The organism is Chromobacterium sp. FG22 (assembly GCF_057809415.1).
The window spans coordinates 1-17830 of record NZ_JBMDJX010000036.1; the positions used below are offsets into that span (position 1 = coordinate 1).

At 62.7% G+C, this 17830-nt stretch carries 16 protein-coding genes and 1 tRNA gene; 1 reads left to right on the top strand and 16 read right to left on the bottom strand.

The genetic code is table 11. From position 1 onward, the window contains the following. Window positions 1-118 precede the first annotated feature (118 nt). Window positions 119-205 (top strand) — tRNA-Leu (locus ACODSD_RS22485). Between the two features lie 51 nt (window positions 206-256). Here the strand turns inward: ACODSD_RS22485 and ACODSD_RS22490 are convergent. The 16 genes from ACODSD_RS22490 to rlmN all read right to left on the bottom strand — a co-directional run bounded on the left by ACODSD_RS22490 (window position 257) and on the right by rlmN (window position 17800). After that, window positions 257-1648, bottom strand: a complete 1392-nt coding sequence (locus ACODSD_RS22490) for an MFS transporter (RefSeq protein WP_488878381.1) — start codon at window positions 1646-1648, stop codon at window positions 257-259. 104 nt (window positions 1649-1752) lie between these two features. Beyond that, window positions 1753-2802, bottom strand: a complete 1050-nt coding sequence (locus ACODSD_RS22495) for an oxidoreductase (protein WP_488878382.1) — start codon at window positions 2800-2802, stop codon at window positions 1753-1755. Window positions 2803-2901: 99 nt separating this feature from the next. After that, on the bottom strand, window positions 2902-4197 hold the full coding sequence (locus tag ACODSD_RS22500) for an adenylosuccinate synthase (protein ID WP_107798564.1): 1296 nt from the start codon (window positions 4195-4197) through the stop codon (window positions 2902-2904). 34 nt (window positions 4198-4231) lie between these two features. Continuing rightward, on the bottom strand, window positions 4232-5383 hold the full coding sequence (locus ACODSD_RS22505; RefSeq protein ID WP_488878383.1) for an ATP phosphoribosyltransferase regulatory subunit: 1152 nt from the start codon (window positions 5381-5383) through the stop codon (window positions 4232-4234). Between the two features lie 126 nt (window positions 5384-5509). Beyond that, complete coding sequence (gene hflC / locus ACODSD_RS22510; RefSeq protein WP_081547400.1) at window positions 5510-6391, bottom strand: protease modulator HflC; 882 nt, start codon at window positions 6389-6391, stop codon at window positions 5510-5512. Window positions 6392-6394: 3 nt separating this feature from the next. Beyond that, window positions 6395-7609 (bottom strand): FtsH protease activity modulator HflK, encoded by a 1215-nt coding sequence (hflK, locus tag ACODSD_RS22515; RefSeq protein WP_227104357.1) that lies wholly within the window; start codon window positions 7607-7609, stop codon window positions 6395-6397. Continuing rightward, window positions 7596-8726: a ribosome rescue GTPase HflX gene (gene hflX, locus ACODSD_RS22520; RefSeq protein ID WP_107798561.1), complete on the bottom strand. Its 1131-nt coding sequence runs from the start codon at window positions 8724-8726 to the stop codon at window positions 7596-7598. The genes hflK and hflX overlap by 14 nt, the downstream gene beginning before the upstream one ends. 97 nt (window positions 8727-8823) lie before the next feature. Beyond that, window positions 8824-9081, bottom strand: coding sequence for an RNA chaperone Hfq (hfq, locus tag ACODSD_RS22525; protein ID WP_039756760.1), 258 nt, complete (start codon window positions 9079-9081; stop codon window positions 8824-8826). Between the two features lie 89 nt (window positions 9082-9170). Next, complete coding sequence (der, locus tag ACODSD_RS22530; protein ID WP_107798560.1) at window positions 9171-10598, bottom strand: ribosome biogenesis GTPase Der; 1428 nt, start codon at window positions 10596-10598, stop codon at window positions 9171-9173. Window positions 10599-10611: 13 nt separating this feature from the next. Further along, window positions 10612-11751, bottom strand: coding sequence for an outer membrane protein assembly factor BamB (gene bamB, locus ACODSD_RS22535; protein WP_227104359.1), 1140 nt, complete (start codon window positions 11749-11751; stop codon window positions 10612-10614). A gap of 4 nt (window positions 11752-11755) precedes the next feature. Next, a complete protein-coding gene (locus tag ACODSD_RS22540) occupies window positions 11756-12385 on the bottom strand; it encodes a YfgM family protein (RefSeq protein WP_107798558.1) in 630 nt (209 codons plus the stop codon). A gap of 14 nt (window positions 12386-12399) precedes the next feature. Then, window positions 12400-13671: a histidine--tRNA ligase gene (gene hisS / locus ACODSD_RS22545; RefSeq protein WP_107798557.1), complete on the bottom strand. Its 1272-nt coding sequence runs from the start codon at window positions 13669-13671 to the stop codon at window positions 12400-12402. 56 nt (window positions 13672-13727) lie between these two features. Then, complete coding sequence (gene ispG / locus ACODSD_RS22550) at window positions 13728-15011, bottom strand: flavodoxin-dependent (E)-4-hydroxy-3-methylbut-2-enyl-diphosphate synthase (RefSeq protein ID WP_107798556.1); 1284 nt, start codon at window positions 15009-15011, stop codon at window positions 13728-13730. Window positions 15012-15024: 13 nt separating this feature from the next. After that, window positions 15025-15963: a RodZ domain-containing protein gene (locus tag ACODSD_RS22555; protein WP_488878384.1), complete on the bottom strand. Its 939-nt coding sequence runs from the start codon at window positions 15961-15963 to the stop codon at window positions 15025-15027. Between the two features lie 2 nt (window positions 15964-15965). Beyond that, window positions 15966-16709, bottom strand: coding sequence for a type IV pilus biogenesis/stability protein PilW (gene pilW / locus ACODSD_RS22560; protein WP_227104368.1), 744 nt, complete (start codon window positions 16707-16709; stop codon window positions 15966-15968). Then, window positions 16706-17800, bottom strand: coding sequence for a dual-specificity RNA methyltransferase RlmN (rlmN, locus tag ACODSD_RS22565; protein WP_019104100.1), 1095 nt, complete (start codon window positions 17798-17800; stop codon window positions 16706-16708). Before rlmN ends, pilW begins: the two co-directional genes overlap by 4 nt. Between the last annotated feature and the right edge of the window lie 30 nt (window positions 17801-17830).

The following is a 17830-nucleotide window of genomic DNA, read 5'->3' on the forward strand; positions in this document are numbered from 1 at the left end:
TTCAGGTCCTAGCGCCCGCAAGGGTGTGGAAGTTCGAGTCTTCTCTTGGGCACCAACAGTTTCAACGGCTCCGATGATGTTTATATCGTAGTCGAGCAGCAAAACAATTTAAGTTTATGCCCAGGTGGCGGAATTGGTAGACGCACTAGGTTCAGGTCCTAGCGCCCGCAAGGGTGTGGAAGTTCGAGTCTTCTCTTGGGCACCAATAAACCCCCGTTGATTTATGATCAACGGGGGTTTTGCATTTCCCCCCTTCTCAGCGCGAAGCCATCTCTTCGCCAGCGCGCGGATCCAGCGAGGCGAACATCAGGCTGGACAACATGGTCAAGGCGCCCATGATGGCGAAAGCCCAGGCGAAGTCGACCACGGTCAAGCGCACATGTCCCTGCAACAGACTCACCCCCTGCACGACGAAGGCCCCCACCGTCACCCCCAAGCCCGCCGCCAGCTGCTGCGCCACCCCGGAAAGACTGGTGGCATGACTCATGCCGGCCGGCTCAACCTCGGCAAAAGAGATCGCGTTCAGGCTGGTGAACTGCAAGGAGCGAAGACAGCCGCCCAGCACGAAGACCAGCAACATCCAGACATAGCTCGGCGCCTCGTAGAACAACGCGTACGCGGCAATGGAAAGACCCGCGAGCACGCTATTGGCCATCAAGACCCGGCGAAAACCGTAGCGCCGCAAGATGCGCATCACCAAGGTCTTCATGAAGATGGCGCCCACCGCAGTGGAACAGGTCAACAAGCCGGAGACAAAGGGATTGAGGCCCAGACCCAATTGCAGCATCAGCGGCAGCAAAAAAGGCGTGGCGCCAATGCCGACGCGGAACACGAAACCGCCCACCACGCCGGCATGAAAGGTCGACAGCCGCAGCAAGGACAAATCCAGCAAGGGATGAGCTGTGCGACGGTAATGCAGCAGATAAAGCCACAGCAAGCCCACGCCTGTCGCCGCCAGCACGACGGACCATTGCGCCGAGACCAAATGCTTGCCCTCGGAGGCCAGACCAAGCATCAGCAAGGACAGGCCCACGCCGCTCAGGGCAAAGCCCAGCCAGTCCAGCGGCGGCACGTGTTCGTCTTTCAAGTCTTCGATATGACGCCTTGCCAACACCCAGCCGAGCACACCGATCGGGATATTGATCAAGAATATCCAGCGCCAATGCAGATAGGTGCTGATGAAACCGCCCAAGGGCGGTCCAATCACCGGCCCCAGCAAGGCGGGCACCGTCAGATAGCTGAGCGCCCGCACCAAGTCCGCTTTCGCGGTGGTGCGCAGAATCACCAAGCGCCCCACCGGCACCATCATCGCTCCGCCTATGCCCTGCACAAAGCGCGCCAACACAAAGCCGCCCAATGTATTGCTGAGCGCGCACAATACGGAACCCGCGACGAAAACGGCGATGGCGGCGCGAAAAATACGCCGCGAGCCGAAACGGTCCGCCATCCAACCGCTGATAGGAATGAACACGGCCAGACTGACCAGATAAGACGTCAGCGCCAATTTCAAGCCAATTGGATCCACCAATAGATCGCGCGCGATCTCCGGCAAAGAGGTGGAAATCACGGTGGCGTCCATGTTCTCCATGAACAAGGCGGTGGCCACGATCAACGGGGTCACCATGCCGGCGGCGAGCTTGAGCTGCATGACGATCAAACTTCTGGAAATGGAAACAGCAGTGTAGCACCCGCCGCCGCCGGAACGACGGACCTGGGCCGCGCAAAAGATGTCGAAAGGTGAAGCGGACTCGCTCAAGCCTTCGGCAGGCAAAACAGACGCCGTCCCTCCCGCGCGCTCTTCTCCCCCAGCTCCAGCAAGGCCATCACCTGACACGCCTCCCGCGCCGTCACCGGGTTGGCGCCCAAGCCCCGCGCGGCAAGCGCCACCGCCCGGTAATAATCTCGATAATCGCCCGAAGGGGACGGCCAAGTTTCGCTGAGGGCTTCATCGTCCCGCTGACGGTACAAGATGCCGGGCGCAAGGTCCACGCCCCAGCCCGCCTCGCCGGGACGGCCGCCCCGCTTCAAGCACTCCTCCTGGCCGTCCAGGCCGAACTTGACGTAGCTGGCGAGCCCGCCGTGCAGACTAAAGCGCGGAGCGCCGCCGCTAACCAGGCAAGAGGCATGCAAGACTGCCTGACACTCCCCATATCCCAGCTGAACGTGAAAGTAATCCGTCGCCTGCGCGCCGACCCTTTGTTTGGACAAGCTCGCATAAATCGTCCGCGGCCAGCCCAGCAACTGCAGAACCTGATCCAGCAGATGCGGCCCCAGGTCGTACCACAGCCCCGCGCCCGGCTGGTCCTGTTCGCGCCAGCGCGCGCGCACCTGCGGCCGGTAACGATCGAAGTGGGACTCGAAATGGCTGAGCGGCCCCAACTCGCCGCTGGCCAGCAAGGCCTTGAGCGCCAGAAAGTCCGCGTCCCAGCGCCGATTGTGGAATACCGACAACAGCGGGCCGCCCGGCCGCTCCGCCATCAGGCACAGCTCCCTCGCCTCCGCCTGCGTCACCGTGAACGGCTTGTCCACCACCACGTGCTTGCCGGCCGTCAAGCTCGCGCGCGCCTGCGGATAATGCAATTGGTTGGGACTGGCGATAACGAGCATATCGATAGCCGGATCGGCCAAAGCCCGCTCCAAATCGGCCAGTACCGGCACTTGCGGCCAATCGGCCCGCACCGCGTCCGGCCGGCTGCTGACCACGGCCGCCAGCCGCAACTCGGGCACCGCGGCGATCAAGGGCGCGTGAAAAGTCTTGCCGGCGTAGCCGTAGCCCACCAAGGCGACATTCAATGGCTGCATTTTTTGCCTTCGGAAACCAGAATCCAACAGTCTACGCCCGCCGCGGGCATGAAAAAACCCGCCTTGCAGGCGGGTTTCCGTCGATGGGTCGAATCGGGCTTACAGACCGAAAGGATGACGCATCACGATGGTTTCTTCGCGGTCCGGACCCGTGGAGATAATGTCCACCGGCGCGCCGCATACTTCGGCGATGCGAGTCAGATAAGCCTGAGCGTTGGCCGGCAGGTCTTCCCAGCGCTTGGCGCCGAACGTGCTTTCGGTCCAGCCCGGCATGGTTTCATAAACCGGCACGCACTGGCTGACCGCGTCGGAACCAAACGGCAGGATGTCCACTTTCTCGCCGTCCAGGGTGTAGCCCACGCACAGCTTGATCTCTTCCAGGCCGTCCATCACGTCCAGTTTAGTCACGCACAGACCGGACACGCCGTTGATCTGGATAGAGCGCTTGAGCGCGGCGGCGTCGAACCAGCCACAGCGACGCGGACGGCCGGTCACCGAGCCGAACTCGTTGCCGCGCTTGGCCAGGAACATGCCGATCTCGTTTTCCTGCTCGGTCGGGAACGGACCGGAACCCACGCGGGTGGTGTAGCCCTTAACGATGCCCAGCACATAGTTGAGCATTTGCGGAGCCACGCCGGCGCCCGGCGCCGCGGCGCCGGCCACGCAGTTGGACGACGTCACGTACGGATAAGTGCCGTGGTCGATGTCCAGCAGCGTGCCTTGCGCGCCTTCGAACAGCAGCGGAATGCCCGCCTGGTTCATGTCGTACAGGGTGCGGGACACATCGGCCACCATGGGCTTGATGCGCTCGGCCAGTTTCAGGGTGTCGGCCAGGATGACGTCGAAACTCACCGGCTCGGCCTGGAACAGCTGGGTCAGCATGAAGTTGTAGTATTCGACGTTTTCCTTCAGCTTCTCGGCAAAGCGGGCGGTATCGAACAAGTCGATCACCTTCAAGGCGCGGCGCGCCACCTTGTCTTCATAGCAGGGGCCGATGCCGCGGCCGGTGGTGCCGATCTTGCCTGCGCCCTTGGCGGCTTCGCGCGCCTGGTCCAGAGCGACGTGGTAAGGCAGGATCAGCGGGCAGCCTTCGGAAATCTTCAGGCGGGCGGCGACATTCACGCCGGCGGTTTCCAGCTCGTCGATCTCTTTGAGCAAGGCTTCCGGAGACAACACCACGCCATTGCCGATGAAGCACTCGACATCGTCGCGCAGAATGCCGGACGGAATCAGGCGCAGCACAGTTTTCTTGCCGCCCACCACCAGAGTGTGGCCCGCGTTGTGGCCGCCCTGGAAGCGAACCACGGCACGCGCGTGGTCGGTCAGCCAGTCAACGATCTTGCCCTTGCCTTCATCACCCCACTGGGTACCGATCACGACAACGTTCTTGGACATTGGAAAAAACCTCTTCTTCAGTCAGATTCAAAAATCAGTTAAATGAAACCACATGCCAATCCGAGCCGTCCGAAGTCAGCTCGCGATCGCAATTCAAGGCCTGGGCGGACTCGCCCAGATAATCAATCACCACCATTTCGCCCGCTGCGCGCAGACGCGCCACTTCAGCCCGCGCCTGCGGCCAGTGCCTGGCGGCCAGGCGGATGCCCCTGACCGAGCCTTGCTCCGGCAGGATGCGGATCAGGTCGCGCAAATCCAGGCTGAAGCCGGTGGCCGGCCGGGCGCGGCCGAAACGACGACCCACATTGTCGTAGCGGCCGCCGCGCGCCAGCTCTTCGGCCCAGCCCTCAGCATAGGCGGCGAACAGCAGGCCGTTGTGATACTGCGTGCCGCGCAGTTCGGTCAGGTCGAAGCTCAGGGCCACCCGGCCCTCCAGCGCCTTGGCCACAGCGGACAGCTGCATCAGGCCAAGCTCCACCTCGGGCAAGGACGGCAAACGGGAACGCGCCCGGTCCAGCTCCTCGATCGGACCATAAAGCTCCGGCAAAGCCAGAAAAGCGCTGCGGTACGGTTCGGCCACATCGCGGACCAACTCGCGGATGCTGGCCACGTCCTTGCCCTGCAGCTTGGCGAACAACGCCCGGCTGGCCTCCGCCGACAAACCGGCGGCGGAAGCGATACCGCGATAAATCGCCATATGGCCGATGTCCAGCCGCAGACTGGACACGCCGGCGCGCTCCAAGGCGCCCAGCATCAACTCAATGATTTCCAGGTCGGCCTCGATGCCGGCGTAGCCGTACAGCTCCGCCCCCACTTGCAGCGGCTCGCGGGAGCCGGCCAGGCCGTCCGGCCGGGTATGCACCACGCTGCCGGCGTAGCACAGCCGAGTCACGCCGGTGCGCTCGCCGAGCAAGTGCGCGTCTATGCGCGACACTTGGGGCGTGATGTCGGCGCGCAAGCCCATTTGCCGGCCGGACAACTGATCGTCCAGCTTGAAGGTCTTGAGCTCGAGCGAAGCGTCTTCCTCGCTGACCAGCGAATCGATGTACTCGATCAGCGGCGGCAGCACCAACTCGTAGCCCGCCACGCGAAAGCCTTCCAGCATCGCCGCCTTAGCGGACTCCACCTGGCGCGCGGTGGCGGGCAGAATATCCGCGATGTATTCCGGTAACAGCCAATTACGCATGATTCTTTTCAACAGAATAAAAGGCGGGAAGCATCCCGCCTTGTTATCAGCAAACTGGCCAGGTCGCCCCGGCCAGTGTTCCATACTCGATTGTCTTGCGCGGCGTCTTCCGCCAGCCTTGGCCGCTTACTTGGCCTTGGCCGCTCCCGACTGCGGGTTCTTGAAGTACTTGAAGAACTCGCTGCTCGGCTCCAGCACCAGGACGTCGCTCTTGTTCTTGAACGACTCCTTGTACGCGTCCATGCTGCGCCAGAAAGCGTAGAAGTCCGGGTTCTTGCCGTAAGCCTCGGCGTAAATCGCCGCCGCCTTCGCGTCGCCCTTGCCCTTCAGCTCCTGAGCCTGACGATACGCTTCGGCCAGCACCACTTCACGCTGCTTGTCCGCTTCGGCGCGGATGCGTTCCGCATCCGCGGCGCCCTCGCTGCGCAACTGGCTGGCGACGGTGCGGCGCTCGGACTGCATGCGATCGAAGACCGAACTGCTTATTTTATCCGGAAAATCGACTCGTTTTAAGCGCACGTCGAGAATTTGTACGCCTATTTTACGCGCATCCGCGTCCGCGCGCTTGCGAACCGTATCCATCACCTGATCGCGCTTGCCGGAAATGACGTCGGCAACCATCTTTTGGCCGAATTCCGCGCGCAACCCGTCATTGATGGTCTGTTTCAAACGCGCCACAGCGGCGGCCTCGGAACCCACGCTCTTGTAAAACTGCTCAACGTCCACCACGCGCCATTTGACGAAGCTGTCCACCAACACGTTCTTTTTCTCGCGGGTGTTGAACAGTTCCGGCGCCTCGGCGTCGATGGTCTGCACGCGGCGGTCGAAGTAACGCACGTTCTGCAGCAGCGGCACCTTGAACTGAATGCCCGGCTCCTTAATGATGCGCACCACTTCGCCAAACTGGAAAACCAGCGCGTATTGGCGCTGATCCACGGTGAACAGCGACAGGCTGGCAACAAATAGCACACCGGCTATGGCAACTACAGTCGGAATCAGTCTATCCATTGCTTATCGCTCCGCCCCAAAAAAATCACGCCCGCGGGTCACGTCCCGCCCCCCTTTGGCATTGCCGGCCTGAGCGGCCGGCGCAGCCGGCTCCGTCTGCTGCGGAACCGCGCTGGCGGCGGGCGCCGCCGCGCCGGAAGCGCCCGGATTACTCTGCTGGATCAGCTTGTCCAAAGGCAGGTACAAGAGATTGTTGCCGCCCTTCTGGTCCACCACCACCTTGGTGGTGCTGCTCATGATCTGCTGCATCATGTCCAGATACAGACGATCGCGCATGACCTTGGGCGCTTTGTTGTATTCAGACAACACTTGCTTGAAGCGCGAAGCGTCGCCTTCCGCGCGGGAAACGACTTTCTGCTCGTAGGCTTCGGCCTCCTGCTGCAGGCGCGCGGCCAGGCCCTGGGCCTTGGGCAGCACCTCGTTGGCGTAAGCCAGGCCTTCGTTGCGCAGCTTGTCCTTGTCCTGACCGGCCTTCACCGCGTCGTCGAAGGCCGCCAGCACTTGCTCGGGCGGCTGCACCGCGTTGATGTTGACCTTGGCGATGCGCACGCCCAGCGAATAACGATCCAGCACTTCCTGAATCAGTTTCTGGGTTTCCACCGCGATCTGCGTCCGCCCTTCGTTCAACACGAAGTCGACCTTGTTGCGGCCCACCACTTCGCGAATCGCGGTTTCGGTCGCCTGCTTGACGATGTCCTTGGCGTCCCGCTCGCGCGAGGCGTTGTTGAACAGGAAGGCGCGCGCGTCCTTGATGTCGTACTGCACCGACAATTGGACGTCGATGATGTTCTGGTCCGAAGTCAGCATCAGCGACTCTTCCGCCACTCGTGTCTGGGCGGTGTTGCGGTAGCCCACTTCCACGCTGCGCACTTCGGTCAGGTTGACGATCTCCACCTTTTCAATCGGGAACGGCGCGTGCCATTGCAGGCCCGGCTCGGTCACCCGGTTGAAGCTGCCCAGGCGCAGCACCACGCCTTGCTCGCGCGCGTCCACCACGTAGAAACCGCTGGCCAGCCACAAGGCCGCCAATACGCCCACCACGGCGATGGCACCGCCCTTGAACGGCGGTTTGACGCCGGACGCGGGACTGCCGCCGGCGCCGCTGCCTTTGGCGCCCAGCAGCCGCGACAGCTTCTGATTTAGGTTGCGGAATACTTCATCGAGGTCCGGCGGCCCTTCATTGCCTCGGCGGCCTCGGTTAGGGTCATTCTGCGACATGCTCGTAATAGTCTTTATGGTTGTTTTGGGAAGGATGCACGCATTCGGCAATCGCCGCGCGCAAGAGTTCCAGGCCGGCCCCGGTCAGGGCCGAAACCCGCACCGAAACCGGACGACCCGCCGCGTCGCGCTCGATCTCCGGCTCCATCTCGCGCAGATCGCATTTGTTCCAGACCAGCAGCTGCGGAATGCCGTCCGCGCCGATCTCGGCCAACACCTTGTTGACCTCCTCGATCTGCACATCACGCATATCGCTGGAGCCATCCACCACGTGCAGCAGGAGATCCGCGCGCACGGTTTCCTCCAGTGTGGCGCGGAACGCCGCCACCAGGGTGTGCGGCAGATCGCGGATAAAGCCCACAGTATCCGAAATCACGATGGATGTCTGGTGATTGAGGAACAGCTTGCGGCTGGTGGTGTCCAGCGTGGCGAACAATTGGTCCGCCGCGTAGATGCGCGCCTTGGTCAGCGCGTTGAACAAGGTGGACTTGCCCGCGTTGGTGTAACCGACGATGGACACCGAGGCGATGCCGGCCCGGCCGCGCCCCTTGCGCTGGGTATTGCGCTGCTTTTGCACCTGGGCCAGCCGCTCTTTCAGCGCCTTGACGCGGATGCCGAGCAGCCGGCGGTCGGTTTCGAGCTGGGTTTCGCCGGGGCCGCGCAAGCCTATGCCGCCCTTCTGGCGCTCCAAGTGGGTCCAGCCCCGCACCAGGCGGGTGGACATGTGCGACAGCTGGGCCAGTTCGACTTGCAGCTTGCCTTCGTGACTACGCGCGCGCTGGGCGAAGATGTCCAGAATCAGGCTGTTGCGGTCGATGACGCGACACTGCAGCGCCCGCTCCAGATTACGCTCCTGGCCAGGCGCCAAAGCATGGTTGAATATCACTACATTGGCATCGGTGGCGCGCACCAGCAGGCCGATTTCCTCGACCTTGCCCTTGCCCGCGAACAGCGCGGCGTCCGGGCGCTGCCGCTTGCCCTGCACCACGCCCATCACCTCTACGCCGGCGCTCTTGACCAGCTCGGCGCACTCGGCGATGTTTTCCTGGTAATCGGCATCTCCAAAATCCAGACAGACCAGAACCGCCTGGTCGCCTAAGTCGGGACGATCAAACACTATTCGGAAACCATAGTTGGGGCGCAAAAGATAAAAGGCCGACAAGCCGCGCCGGTTTGGCGCGGCCGATCGGCCCGGTCACAAGCACAGCAACGCTTTAGGCGTCTTGCTGCTCCTGCTTTTGCACCGGGTGTTCATGGGGAAGATTGACCGGACGGGCGGGCACGACGGTGGAAATGGCGTGTTTGTACACCATCTGTGTCACCGTGTTTTTCAACAGCACCACGTACTGGTCAAAGGATTCTACCTGACCCTGAAGTTTAATACCGTTGACCAGGTAGATGGACACCGGCACATGTTCCTTACGCAGGATGTTCAGGAACGGGTCTTGTAACATTTGCCCTTTAGAGCTCATTCGTTATTCTCCGAATCGTTGATTGTTGTATTAACTGAACCTTACAGCCCGGTTGTCTGCTTATTATTAGCAGAAAACATCCCGGCGTACTATTTTTTACTGCTGCTGCCCTTGCCGCTCTTGCCGTAACGCACTTCTTTTTCGCGTCCGCGCATCTTGGACATCGGCTTGGGCTTGGCTCGGGACTTCTCCTTGCCGTCGTCGGTGTCGAACGGATTCTCCGAAGACTTGTACTGTACGCGCAGCGGCGTGCCCTGCAGCTTGAACACTTTCCGGAAGGTATGTTCCAGATAGCGGGTATAACTGTTCGGCACCGCATCCAGCGCATTGCCGTGCACCACGATGATGGGCGGGTTCTGGCCGCCTTGGTGCGCATAGCGCATTTTCGGGCGGATCAAACCGGAGCGCGGCGGCTGCTGCCGCTCCAGCGCCACTTGCAGCACCCGGGTCAGCTTGGGCGTGGCCAGCTTGGCCATGGCCGCCCGGTAGGCCTCGTCGATGGACTTGAACAAGTCTGCCACGCCGCGGCCTTCAATGGCGGAGATGTAATGGAACTTTGCAAAATCCAGGAAGTTCAGCTTGCGCGCGATCTCGCGACGCACCGTTTCCTTTTGCTCCCCGTCCAGGTTGTCCCATTTGTTCACCGCCACCACCAGCGCCCGGCCCGCTTCCAACGCGAAACCCGCGATGGTGGCGTCTTGCTCGGAAATATCCAGTTGAGCGTCCAGCACCAGCACCGCCACGTTGGCGTCTTCGATCGCCTTCATGGTCTTGATCACCGAGAACTTCTCAAGCATCTCGCTGACCTTGGCCCGGCGACGCACGCCCGCGGTGTCAATGATGGTGTAGGTATGGCCATCTCGCTCAAAATCAATATATATGCTGTCGCGAGTGGTGCCGGCCTGGTCGAAGGCGATGACGCGCTCCTCGCCCAGGATGGCGTTGACCAGGGTGGACTTGCCGACGTTGGGCCGGCCGATCACCGCGAACTTGGGATGGCGCGAGGCTTCTTCTTCCACTTCTTCCGGGAAGTCCGCCAGCACCAGTTCCATCAATTCGCGCACGCCGTCGCCATGGGCGGCGGAGATTACCAGCGGCTCGCCCAGCGCGAGTTCGTGGAACTCGGCGCCGGCGATGGCGTGCCGCATGCCTTCCGCCTTGTTGACGGCGAGGAAGACCGGACGCTGCAGCTGGCGCAGACGGTTGGCGATGATTTTGTCTTGCGGCGTCAGGCCGTTGCGACCGTCCACCAGGAACACCACGGCATCGGCTTCGTCCACGGCCTGCAGCGTCTGCTTGGCCATTTCGAACAGAATGCCTTCGTCCACCACCGGCTCGAAACCGCCGGTATCGACCACAAGATACGGCTTTTCGCCCACGCGGCCATGGCCATAGTGGCGATCGCGCGTCAGGCCGGGCTGGTCGGCGACCAGGGCGTCGCGGCTGCGGGTCAGCCGGTTGAATAAGGTCGACTTGCCCACATTGGGGCGGCCGACCAGAGCTACGGTAGGTTTCATGAGTACTGCTTTATTATCCCAAAGTCAGCATCGCCAGACGGCCGTCCTTGCCTTGCATCAAGGCGGACGAACCCAGCGACACCGGTTGATTGGTCAGGGCGGGCCCGACCTTGACTCGGCCCACGATGCTGCCGCTCTCATTGGATAGCAGATGGGCGTAACCTTCGCCATCTCCCACCAGCACAAAGCGGCCCAACAGAGCGGGGCCGGTGACGTCCCGATATTTCAGGTCGTCGGTTTTCCAAATATTGCGGCCGGTGCCGCGATCAAACGCCCAGACCGAACCGTCTTCCGCGCTGACGTAGACATTGCGGCCGTCCACGGCCAGGCCGCGGCTGGACGAGATTTCGCGCGCCCACAACAGATTGCCGGAACGCGCTTCGAAGCAGGCCACGCGCCCCTGATAGGCGACCGCGCACACCTGACCGGCGTCGAAGACCGGCCGCGAAGTCACGTCGGTCATCCGTTCCAGTTCGGTGGCGCCGCGGGGGTTGGCCACCGCGCCCTGCCACAAAGCGTTGCCGGTTTGCGGGTTGACGATGTCCAGGCGGCCACCGGCCTGCCCCACCATCACCGCCTCCTTGCCCACCGCCTGCATCGAGCCGTTGTTGCGCACGGTCAGCTGCGGCAGCACATTGCCGCTGGACCACAGCTGCTTGCCGCCTTCGCTCAGAGAGAAGCCGGTCAGGCGCGCGTCGTTGGTGCGCACCAGCACCATATCGCCGGCCACTTGCGGCGCCTCCAGCATCAGGCTGGTCAGCGGCTGCTGCCACAGCACTTTGCCGCTGGCGCGTTCCACCGCCAGCAACTTGGCGTCCTGGGTGCCCACCAGCACCATGTCGCCGGCCACGGCGACGCCGGCGCTCAGCTTGCGCTTCAGATCCACGTCCGCGCTGACGCGGCCGCTGAGGGCGTCGATGCTGCGCACGCGGCCGTCGGCGTCGGCGCTCACCACCAGGCCGTTGGCGTAGACCGGCAGGAAGCCGGCGGCCGGCGCGGCCTGTCCCGCCGTCCATTTGACCTCCAGCCCTTGCAAGGGCTTGATCGCGACGAGCGGGGTGGGCTTGAACTGGGTATTGCTTTCAAACCAGCTGGCGCAGCCGGCCAGCAAGGAGGAGGACAGCACAGCGGTCAGCAACAATTGGCGGCGCATGCGATCAGCCTCCCAGCGCGTCGAGTTTGGTCTGGATGAACTGGCGATTCGGGGAATCGCCCACCAGTTTGGCCAAAGCGGATTTATAGGCGTCGCGCGCGGCGGCGGCGTCGCCCTTGGCGACCAGCACGTCGCCCTTCAAATCCAGGAACAGCGCGTCGAAGCCGGCCGGATGCGCCTTGTTCAGTTCGGCGATCGCCGCATCGTAGGTTTTCTGGTCCAGCAACAGGGAGGCCAGACGCAGGCGGGCGATGGCGCTTACCGATTCGTCCTTGCTATTGGCCAGCACCCATTCCAGCTGGCTCTTGGCCAGCGCGAGCTCGTTCTTGTCGAAGGCGGCCTTGGCCAGAATCAGCGAGCCGCGGGTGGCGTAGGCCGAAGAGCCGAAGTCGTTCTGCAACAGCGTCACTGCGGACTTCAGCTTGGCGATGTCCTTGGACGCCACCGCCGCGTCGATGTTCTCGTAAGCGGCCGCGGCTTTCTGCGCCTGCTGCTCCTGGTAATAGCGGTAGCCCTTGAAACCCAGATAGGCAATGGCGGACGCCGCCAGCACGCCGGCGATCAGCTTGCCCCACTGCTGCCAGAAGGCTTTGATCGAATCAATCTGTTCCTGTTCCTGCAAGTCGAACGCCATTGCGCCCCTCTCCCTTAAGCTTTCAGTGAGATCAGCGTGGCGGCCACCGCTTCCGCCGCCACAGTGTGTTGGTCCATCTCGGCGCGCAGCGCCTTGATCACCGCCTGACCCGTTTTTATTTCATCTTCGCCGACGATGACGGCGAACTGCGCGCCGCAGCCGTCGGCTTTTTTCATTTGCGACTTGAAGCTGCCTTCGCCCAAGTGCTGCACCACCGACAGGCCGGCGGCGCGCAAAGTCTGCGCCAGCTTCATCGCGTACAGCCCCGCGCCTTCGCCCTGGTTCACCAGGTAGACGTCGACGCTGCGTTGCGCCGGCAAGAGCTGCTTATCCTGCAACAGCAGCACCACGCGCTCCAGGCCCATGCCGAAGCCGATGCCGGCCGCGGGCTTGCCGCCCAGTTGCTCGATCAGGCCGTCATAGCGGCCGCCGGCGCAAATCGTGCCTTGGGCGCCCAGCTCGCTGGTCACCCATTCGAACACCGACTGGTTGTAGTAGTCGAGCCCGCGCACCAGACGCGGATTCTCCACGAAGTCGACGCCCAGCTCGCGGATCATCGCCTTCCAGCCTTCGTAATGCGCGCGGGACGCCTCGCCCAGGTAGTCGGACAGCTTGGGCGCTTCGTCGGCCATCTGCTGCAGCGCCGGGTTCTTGGTGTCCAGCACCCGCAGCGGATTGCTGTACATCCGGCGCTTGCCGTCTTCGTCCAGGATGTCCACATGCCGTTCCAGATAGGCGATCAGCGCCTGACGGTGCGCGGCGCGCTCTTCCTGGTTGCCCAGAGAATTGATTTCCAGGCGCACATACTGGGACAGGCCCAGGCGACGCCACAGATCGGCAGTCATCGCGATGATTTCGGCGTCGATATCCGGGCCGGCGAAGCCCAGCGCTTCCACGCCCATCTGGTGGAACTGACGATAGCGGCCCTTCTGCGGACGCTCATGGCGGAACATCGGCCCCATGTACCACAGTTTCTGGGTGGCATTGTACAGAAGGTTGTGCTCGACCACCGCGCGCAGGGTGCCGGCGGTGCCTTCGGGCCGCAGCGTCAGGCTGTCGCCGTTCAGGCTGTCGATGAAGGTGTACATCTCCTTCTCCACCACGTCGGTGACTTCGCCGATGGCGCGGACGAACAGCGGCGTGGTTTCGACGATGGGGGTGCGGATATTCTGATAGCCGTAGTCGGCCAGCAGTTCGCGCAGCTTGCCTTCAAAGAACTCCCACTGATAGGACTCGGCCGGCAGCACGTCATTCATGCCTTTGACCGCTTGATATTTTTGAGCCATTGCTTGTTTTCTTGTGTATCGCTTGAATCAGTGCCCGGTCATTGCGCCAAACGCGCTCAAACGCCTACCGGACGAATCGGAATGGTGCGGCTCCCGCCCTCGCGGCGCTTGGCGCCGCCTTCGCCGTAACGGCTTTGCACATAGCGATCAACCAAGGCCGTGAATTCGGAGGCGATGTTGTCGCCCTTGAGGGTAACATCCTTTTGACCGTCGACGTAAACCGGCGCCACCGGCACTTCGCCGGTGCCGGGCAGCGAGATGCCGATATCGGCCAGCTTGCTCTCCCCCGGGCCGTTGACCACACAGCCCATCACCGCCACCTTCATGTCTTCCACGCCCGGGTATTGCAAACGCCATACCGGCATCTGCGTGCGCAGATACGTCTGAATCTGATCCGCCAGCTCCTGGAAGAAGGTGCTGGTGGTGCGGCCGCAGCCCGGACAAGCGGTCACCAGCGGGGTAAAGCTGCGCAGGCCCATGGTCTGCAGCAACTCCTGCGCCACCACCACTTCCTTGGTGCGCGCCTCGCCCGGCTGCGGCGTCAGCGAGATGCGGATGGTGTCGCCTATGCCCTGCTGCAGCAAGATCGCCAACGCGGCACTGGAGGCGACGATGCCCTTGGAGCCCATGCCGGCCTCGGTCAGGCCCAGGTGCAGCGGGAAATCGCAGCGGCTGCCCAGATCTCGGTACACGGTGATCAGGTCCTGCACATTGCTGACCTTGCAGGACAGCAGGATCTGCTCGGCCGGCAGCCCCAATTCCATCGCCTTGTCGGCGGACTCCAGCGCGGAAACGATCAAGGCTTCGCGCATCAGCCGCTCCAAGGGCAGCGGCTGGGCGACGCGGTTGTTGGCGTCCATCATTCTGGCCAGCAAAGCCTGATCCAGGCTGCCCCAGTTGACGCCGATGCGCACCGGCTTGCCGTATTCGATGGCGGTGCGGATCATGAAGGCGAATTTGTCGTCGCCCTTGGCGCCCTTGCCCACATTGCCCGGATTGATCCGGTATTTGGCCAGCGCGCGCGCGCAATCGGGATATTCCTTCAGCAGGCGATCGCCGTTGAAATGGAAATCGCCGACCAAGGGAACGGCACAGCCGGCATCGTCCAGCCGTTGGCGGATTTCCGCCACCTTGGCCGCCGCCTCCGGCGAGTTGACGGTGATGCGCACCAGCTCCGAGCCGGCTTCCGCCAGCTCCAGCACTTGCCGCACCGTGGCCGCCGCGTCCGCGGTATCGGTGTTGGTCATGGACTGCACCACCACCGGAGCGTCCGATCCTACAATGACATGCCCCACCCTAGCCTGCAGGGTGGGGCGTCGCGCGATGTTCACGCTATCCATTCGCTACCTTGAATTACTTGAGTTCCAGCTTTGCCGTGGTGCCGCGGATCTTGTCCGTGAGGTCCACCGCTTGGCCATTGAAATTCACCGCCACTTGCGAGGCGTTGCCGATCACCAGTTTGAACGGCGGCGTGCCGACCGCTTCCTGGGTGCTGCCCGGCTGCAAGGTCTGGAACACCAGCTTCTTGCCGGTGGCGTCCACCACCGACACCCAGGCTTCCGCCTCCTTGACCGTCAACACCAGCTTGCCGCTGGCCGCCGCCACGGCGGCGCTGGCCTGCGGTTTGGCGAGCGGCGGCACCGACAGGACCGGGGCGCTGGCCACGCTGGCCACGCTGGCCGCCCTGACCGGCTGCGGCGCGGAGGCCGGAGCGGGCGCAGGAGCGACAGCCGGCGCCGAGGCGGGCGTCTCCGCGACGAAGGCGGCGGGAGCGGAAGCCTCGCCCGTCGGCGCCGAAGACAGTTCGGTCGCCATGGCTGCGGACGCGTCCGCGGCCGCCCGGCCTTCGCCGCCACGGCTGCTGGCCAGCCACGCCACGCCGCCGCCCAGCGCCGCCACCACCAGCAAGCCTACGATCCATTTGCCGGAAGATCCGCCCTCGTCCGACGCAGGCGTCTCGCCGGAATGCCCGGGCGCCTCGTGCGCGCCGTCGCGCACCAGATTGGCCACGTCGTTGACCGCGGAAGGAAACTGCCTGTCCAGCGCATGCATCAACGGTTCGGGGTCAATCTGCAAAAAGCGGGCGTAATTACGGACAAAGCCGCGCACGAAGGTCGCGCCCGGCAAGATTGTGAAATCGTCGCGTTCTATCGCCTCCAGCTGCCGCATCGACAGTTTCAGCCTATCCGCGACTTCCCCCAAGCCCATGCCTGCCGCCTCTCGGGCGGCTTTCAGCCGGGCGCCGACGCTGGAACCCGTCGGTTGTCCCTGTTGTTCGAATTGTTGCTCCATCCTCAGCTTCCACTCAACAGCAGTTGTGTTTCTTTGGAATCCGGATAGCGGTTCTTGAGCGCGACGGAACATTCGCTCTCCAACGCCCTGTTGCCGCTTTTGCGCCCGATCTGCACGCCAAGCCACAGGTCGTCGGCTTGCAGCGCCGCGCCCTTGCCCATCCGTTCGAAATAGAAAGCAGCCAATTTGGCATTACCCAGCCCAAGATGCAACTGTGCTAATTCCCGCAACGCGGGCGCGAAATTGGGCGCGGCGCGCAGCGCCGCCAGCAAGTAATCATTGGCCTGCTCTTGATTGCCGGCCTTGGCGCTGCAATGCCCCAGGTTCAAATAAGCCGTCTGAGGCGAATCATACAGCGGGTTGGCCAGCGCTTTCTGAAAATAGGACAAAGAATCCTGCAGCCGGTTTCGGTCGCACAGAAACAAACCGTAATTATTGTTCGCTTCCGGGTTGTTTGGATCCAGTTGCAGGGCTTTGCGGTAATTGGCTTCGGCGGGCCCTTCTTCGCGCAGCTGGGTCAAAACATAGGCTCGGGACACATAGGCCGGGACATAGGCCGGGTCCGCGGCGACGGCCAAATCCGCCGTTTCCAGCGCCACTTTGTAGTTGCCGATCTTGGCGTATTCGATCGCCAGCTGGCTGCGTATCGTCGCCAGCTCGCGCGACGTTTCGGGATCGGCGGCAAATGCGGTTGAACTCACAGCCATCCATAAGCAGGCCATCAACCCCATTTGCCGTATCGTCATTGCTTATTGTCCTCTACGAGCTGCATCCATTTGGCTTGACGGCGGGTTTTGTCCATCACCTGGCCGGCCAGCTGGCCACAGGCGGCGTCGATGTCGTCGCCGCGCGTTTTCCGCACCGTCACCACGTAACCGCGCTCCTGCAGAATTTCGCGGAACGCTCGAATCGCATTATTGCTGGAACGCTCGTAACCCGAGTTCGGGAACGGATTGAACGGTATCAGATTGAACTTGCACGGCACGTCCCGCACCAGTTCCAGCAGTTGGCGAGCATGTTCCGGCCTATCGTTGACACCGTCAAGCATCACGTACTCGAAAGTGATGAAGTCGCGCGGCGCCTTTTCCAGATAGCGCTGACAGGCCGCCATCAGCTGCGCCAGCGGGTATTTCTTGTTTATAGGCACAATCACGTCGCGAATGGCGTCATTGGGCGCGTGCAGCGACACCGCCAGCGCCACCGGGCATTCTTCGCGCAGCCTGTCCATCTGCGGCACCAGGCCGGAAGTGGACAGGGTCACGCGTCTGCGGGACAGGCCGTAGCCGTGGTCATCCAGCATGATCTGCATCGCGCTGACCACATTGTCGAAGTTGGCCAGCGGCTCGCCCATGCCCATCATTACCACATTGGACACCACGCGTTCGTTCTTGGGCGTGACGCCCATCGCCTTATTGGCCCACCACAGCTGACCGATGATTTCCGCGGTGGACAAATTGCGGTTGAAGCCTTGGCGGCCGGTGGAGCAGAACGTGCACTCCAGCGCACAGCCTACCTGGGATGACACGCACAAGGTGCCGCGTTCATCCTCGGGGATGAAGACGGTTTCGACGCCGTTGCCGGTGCCTACGTCGAGCAGCCACTTGCGGGTGCCATCACTGGACGCCTGCCCGGTCATCAGCGAGGGGACCTTCACTTCGGCGCGCTCATGCAGCTTGGCGCGCAGGCTCTTGGCCAGATCGGTCATCGCGTCGAAGTCGGCTTCCGCCATCTGGTGCATCCAGCGCATCACTTGCTTGGCGCGAAACGGTTTCTCGCCCATTTCGGCGAAATGCCGGGTCAGCTGGTCCAGATTGAAGTCGAGCAGGTTGGTTTTCATGCATTCCTCGGGATAAAGCAAAGGCGGTGT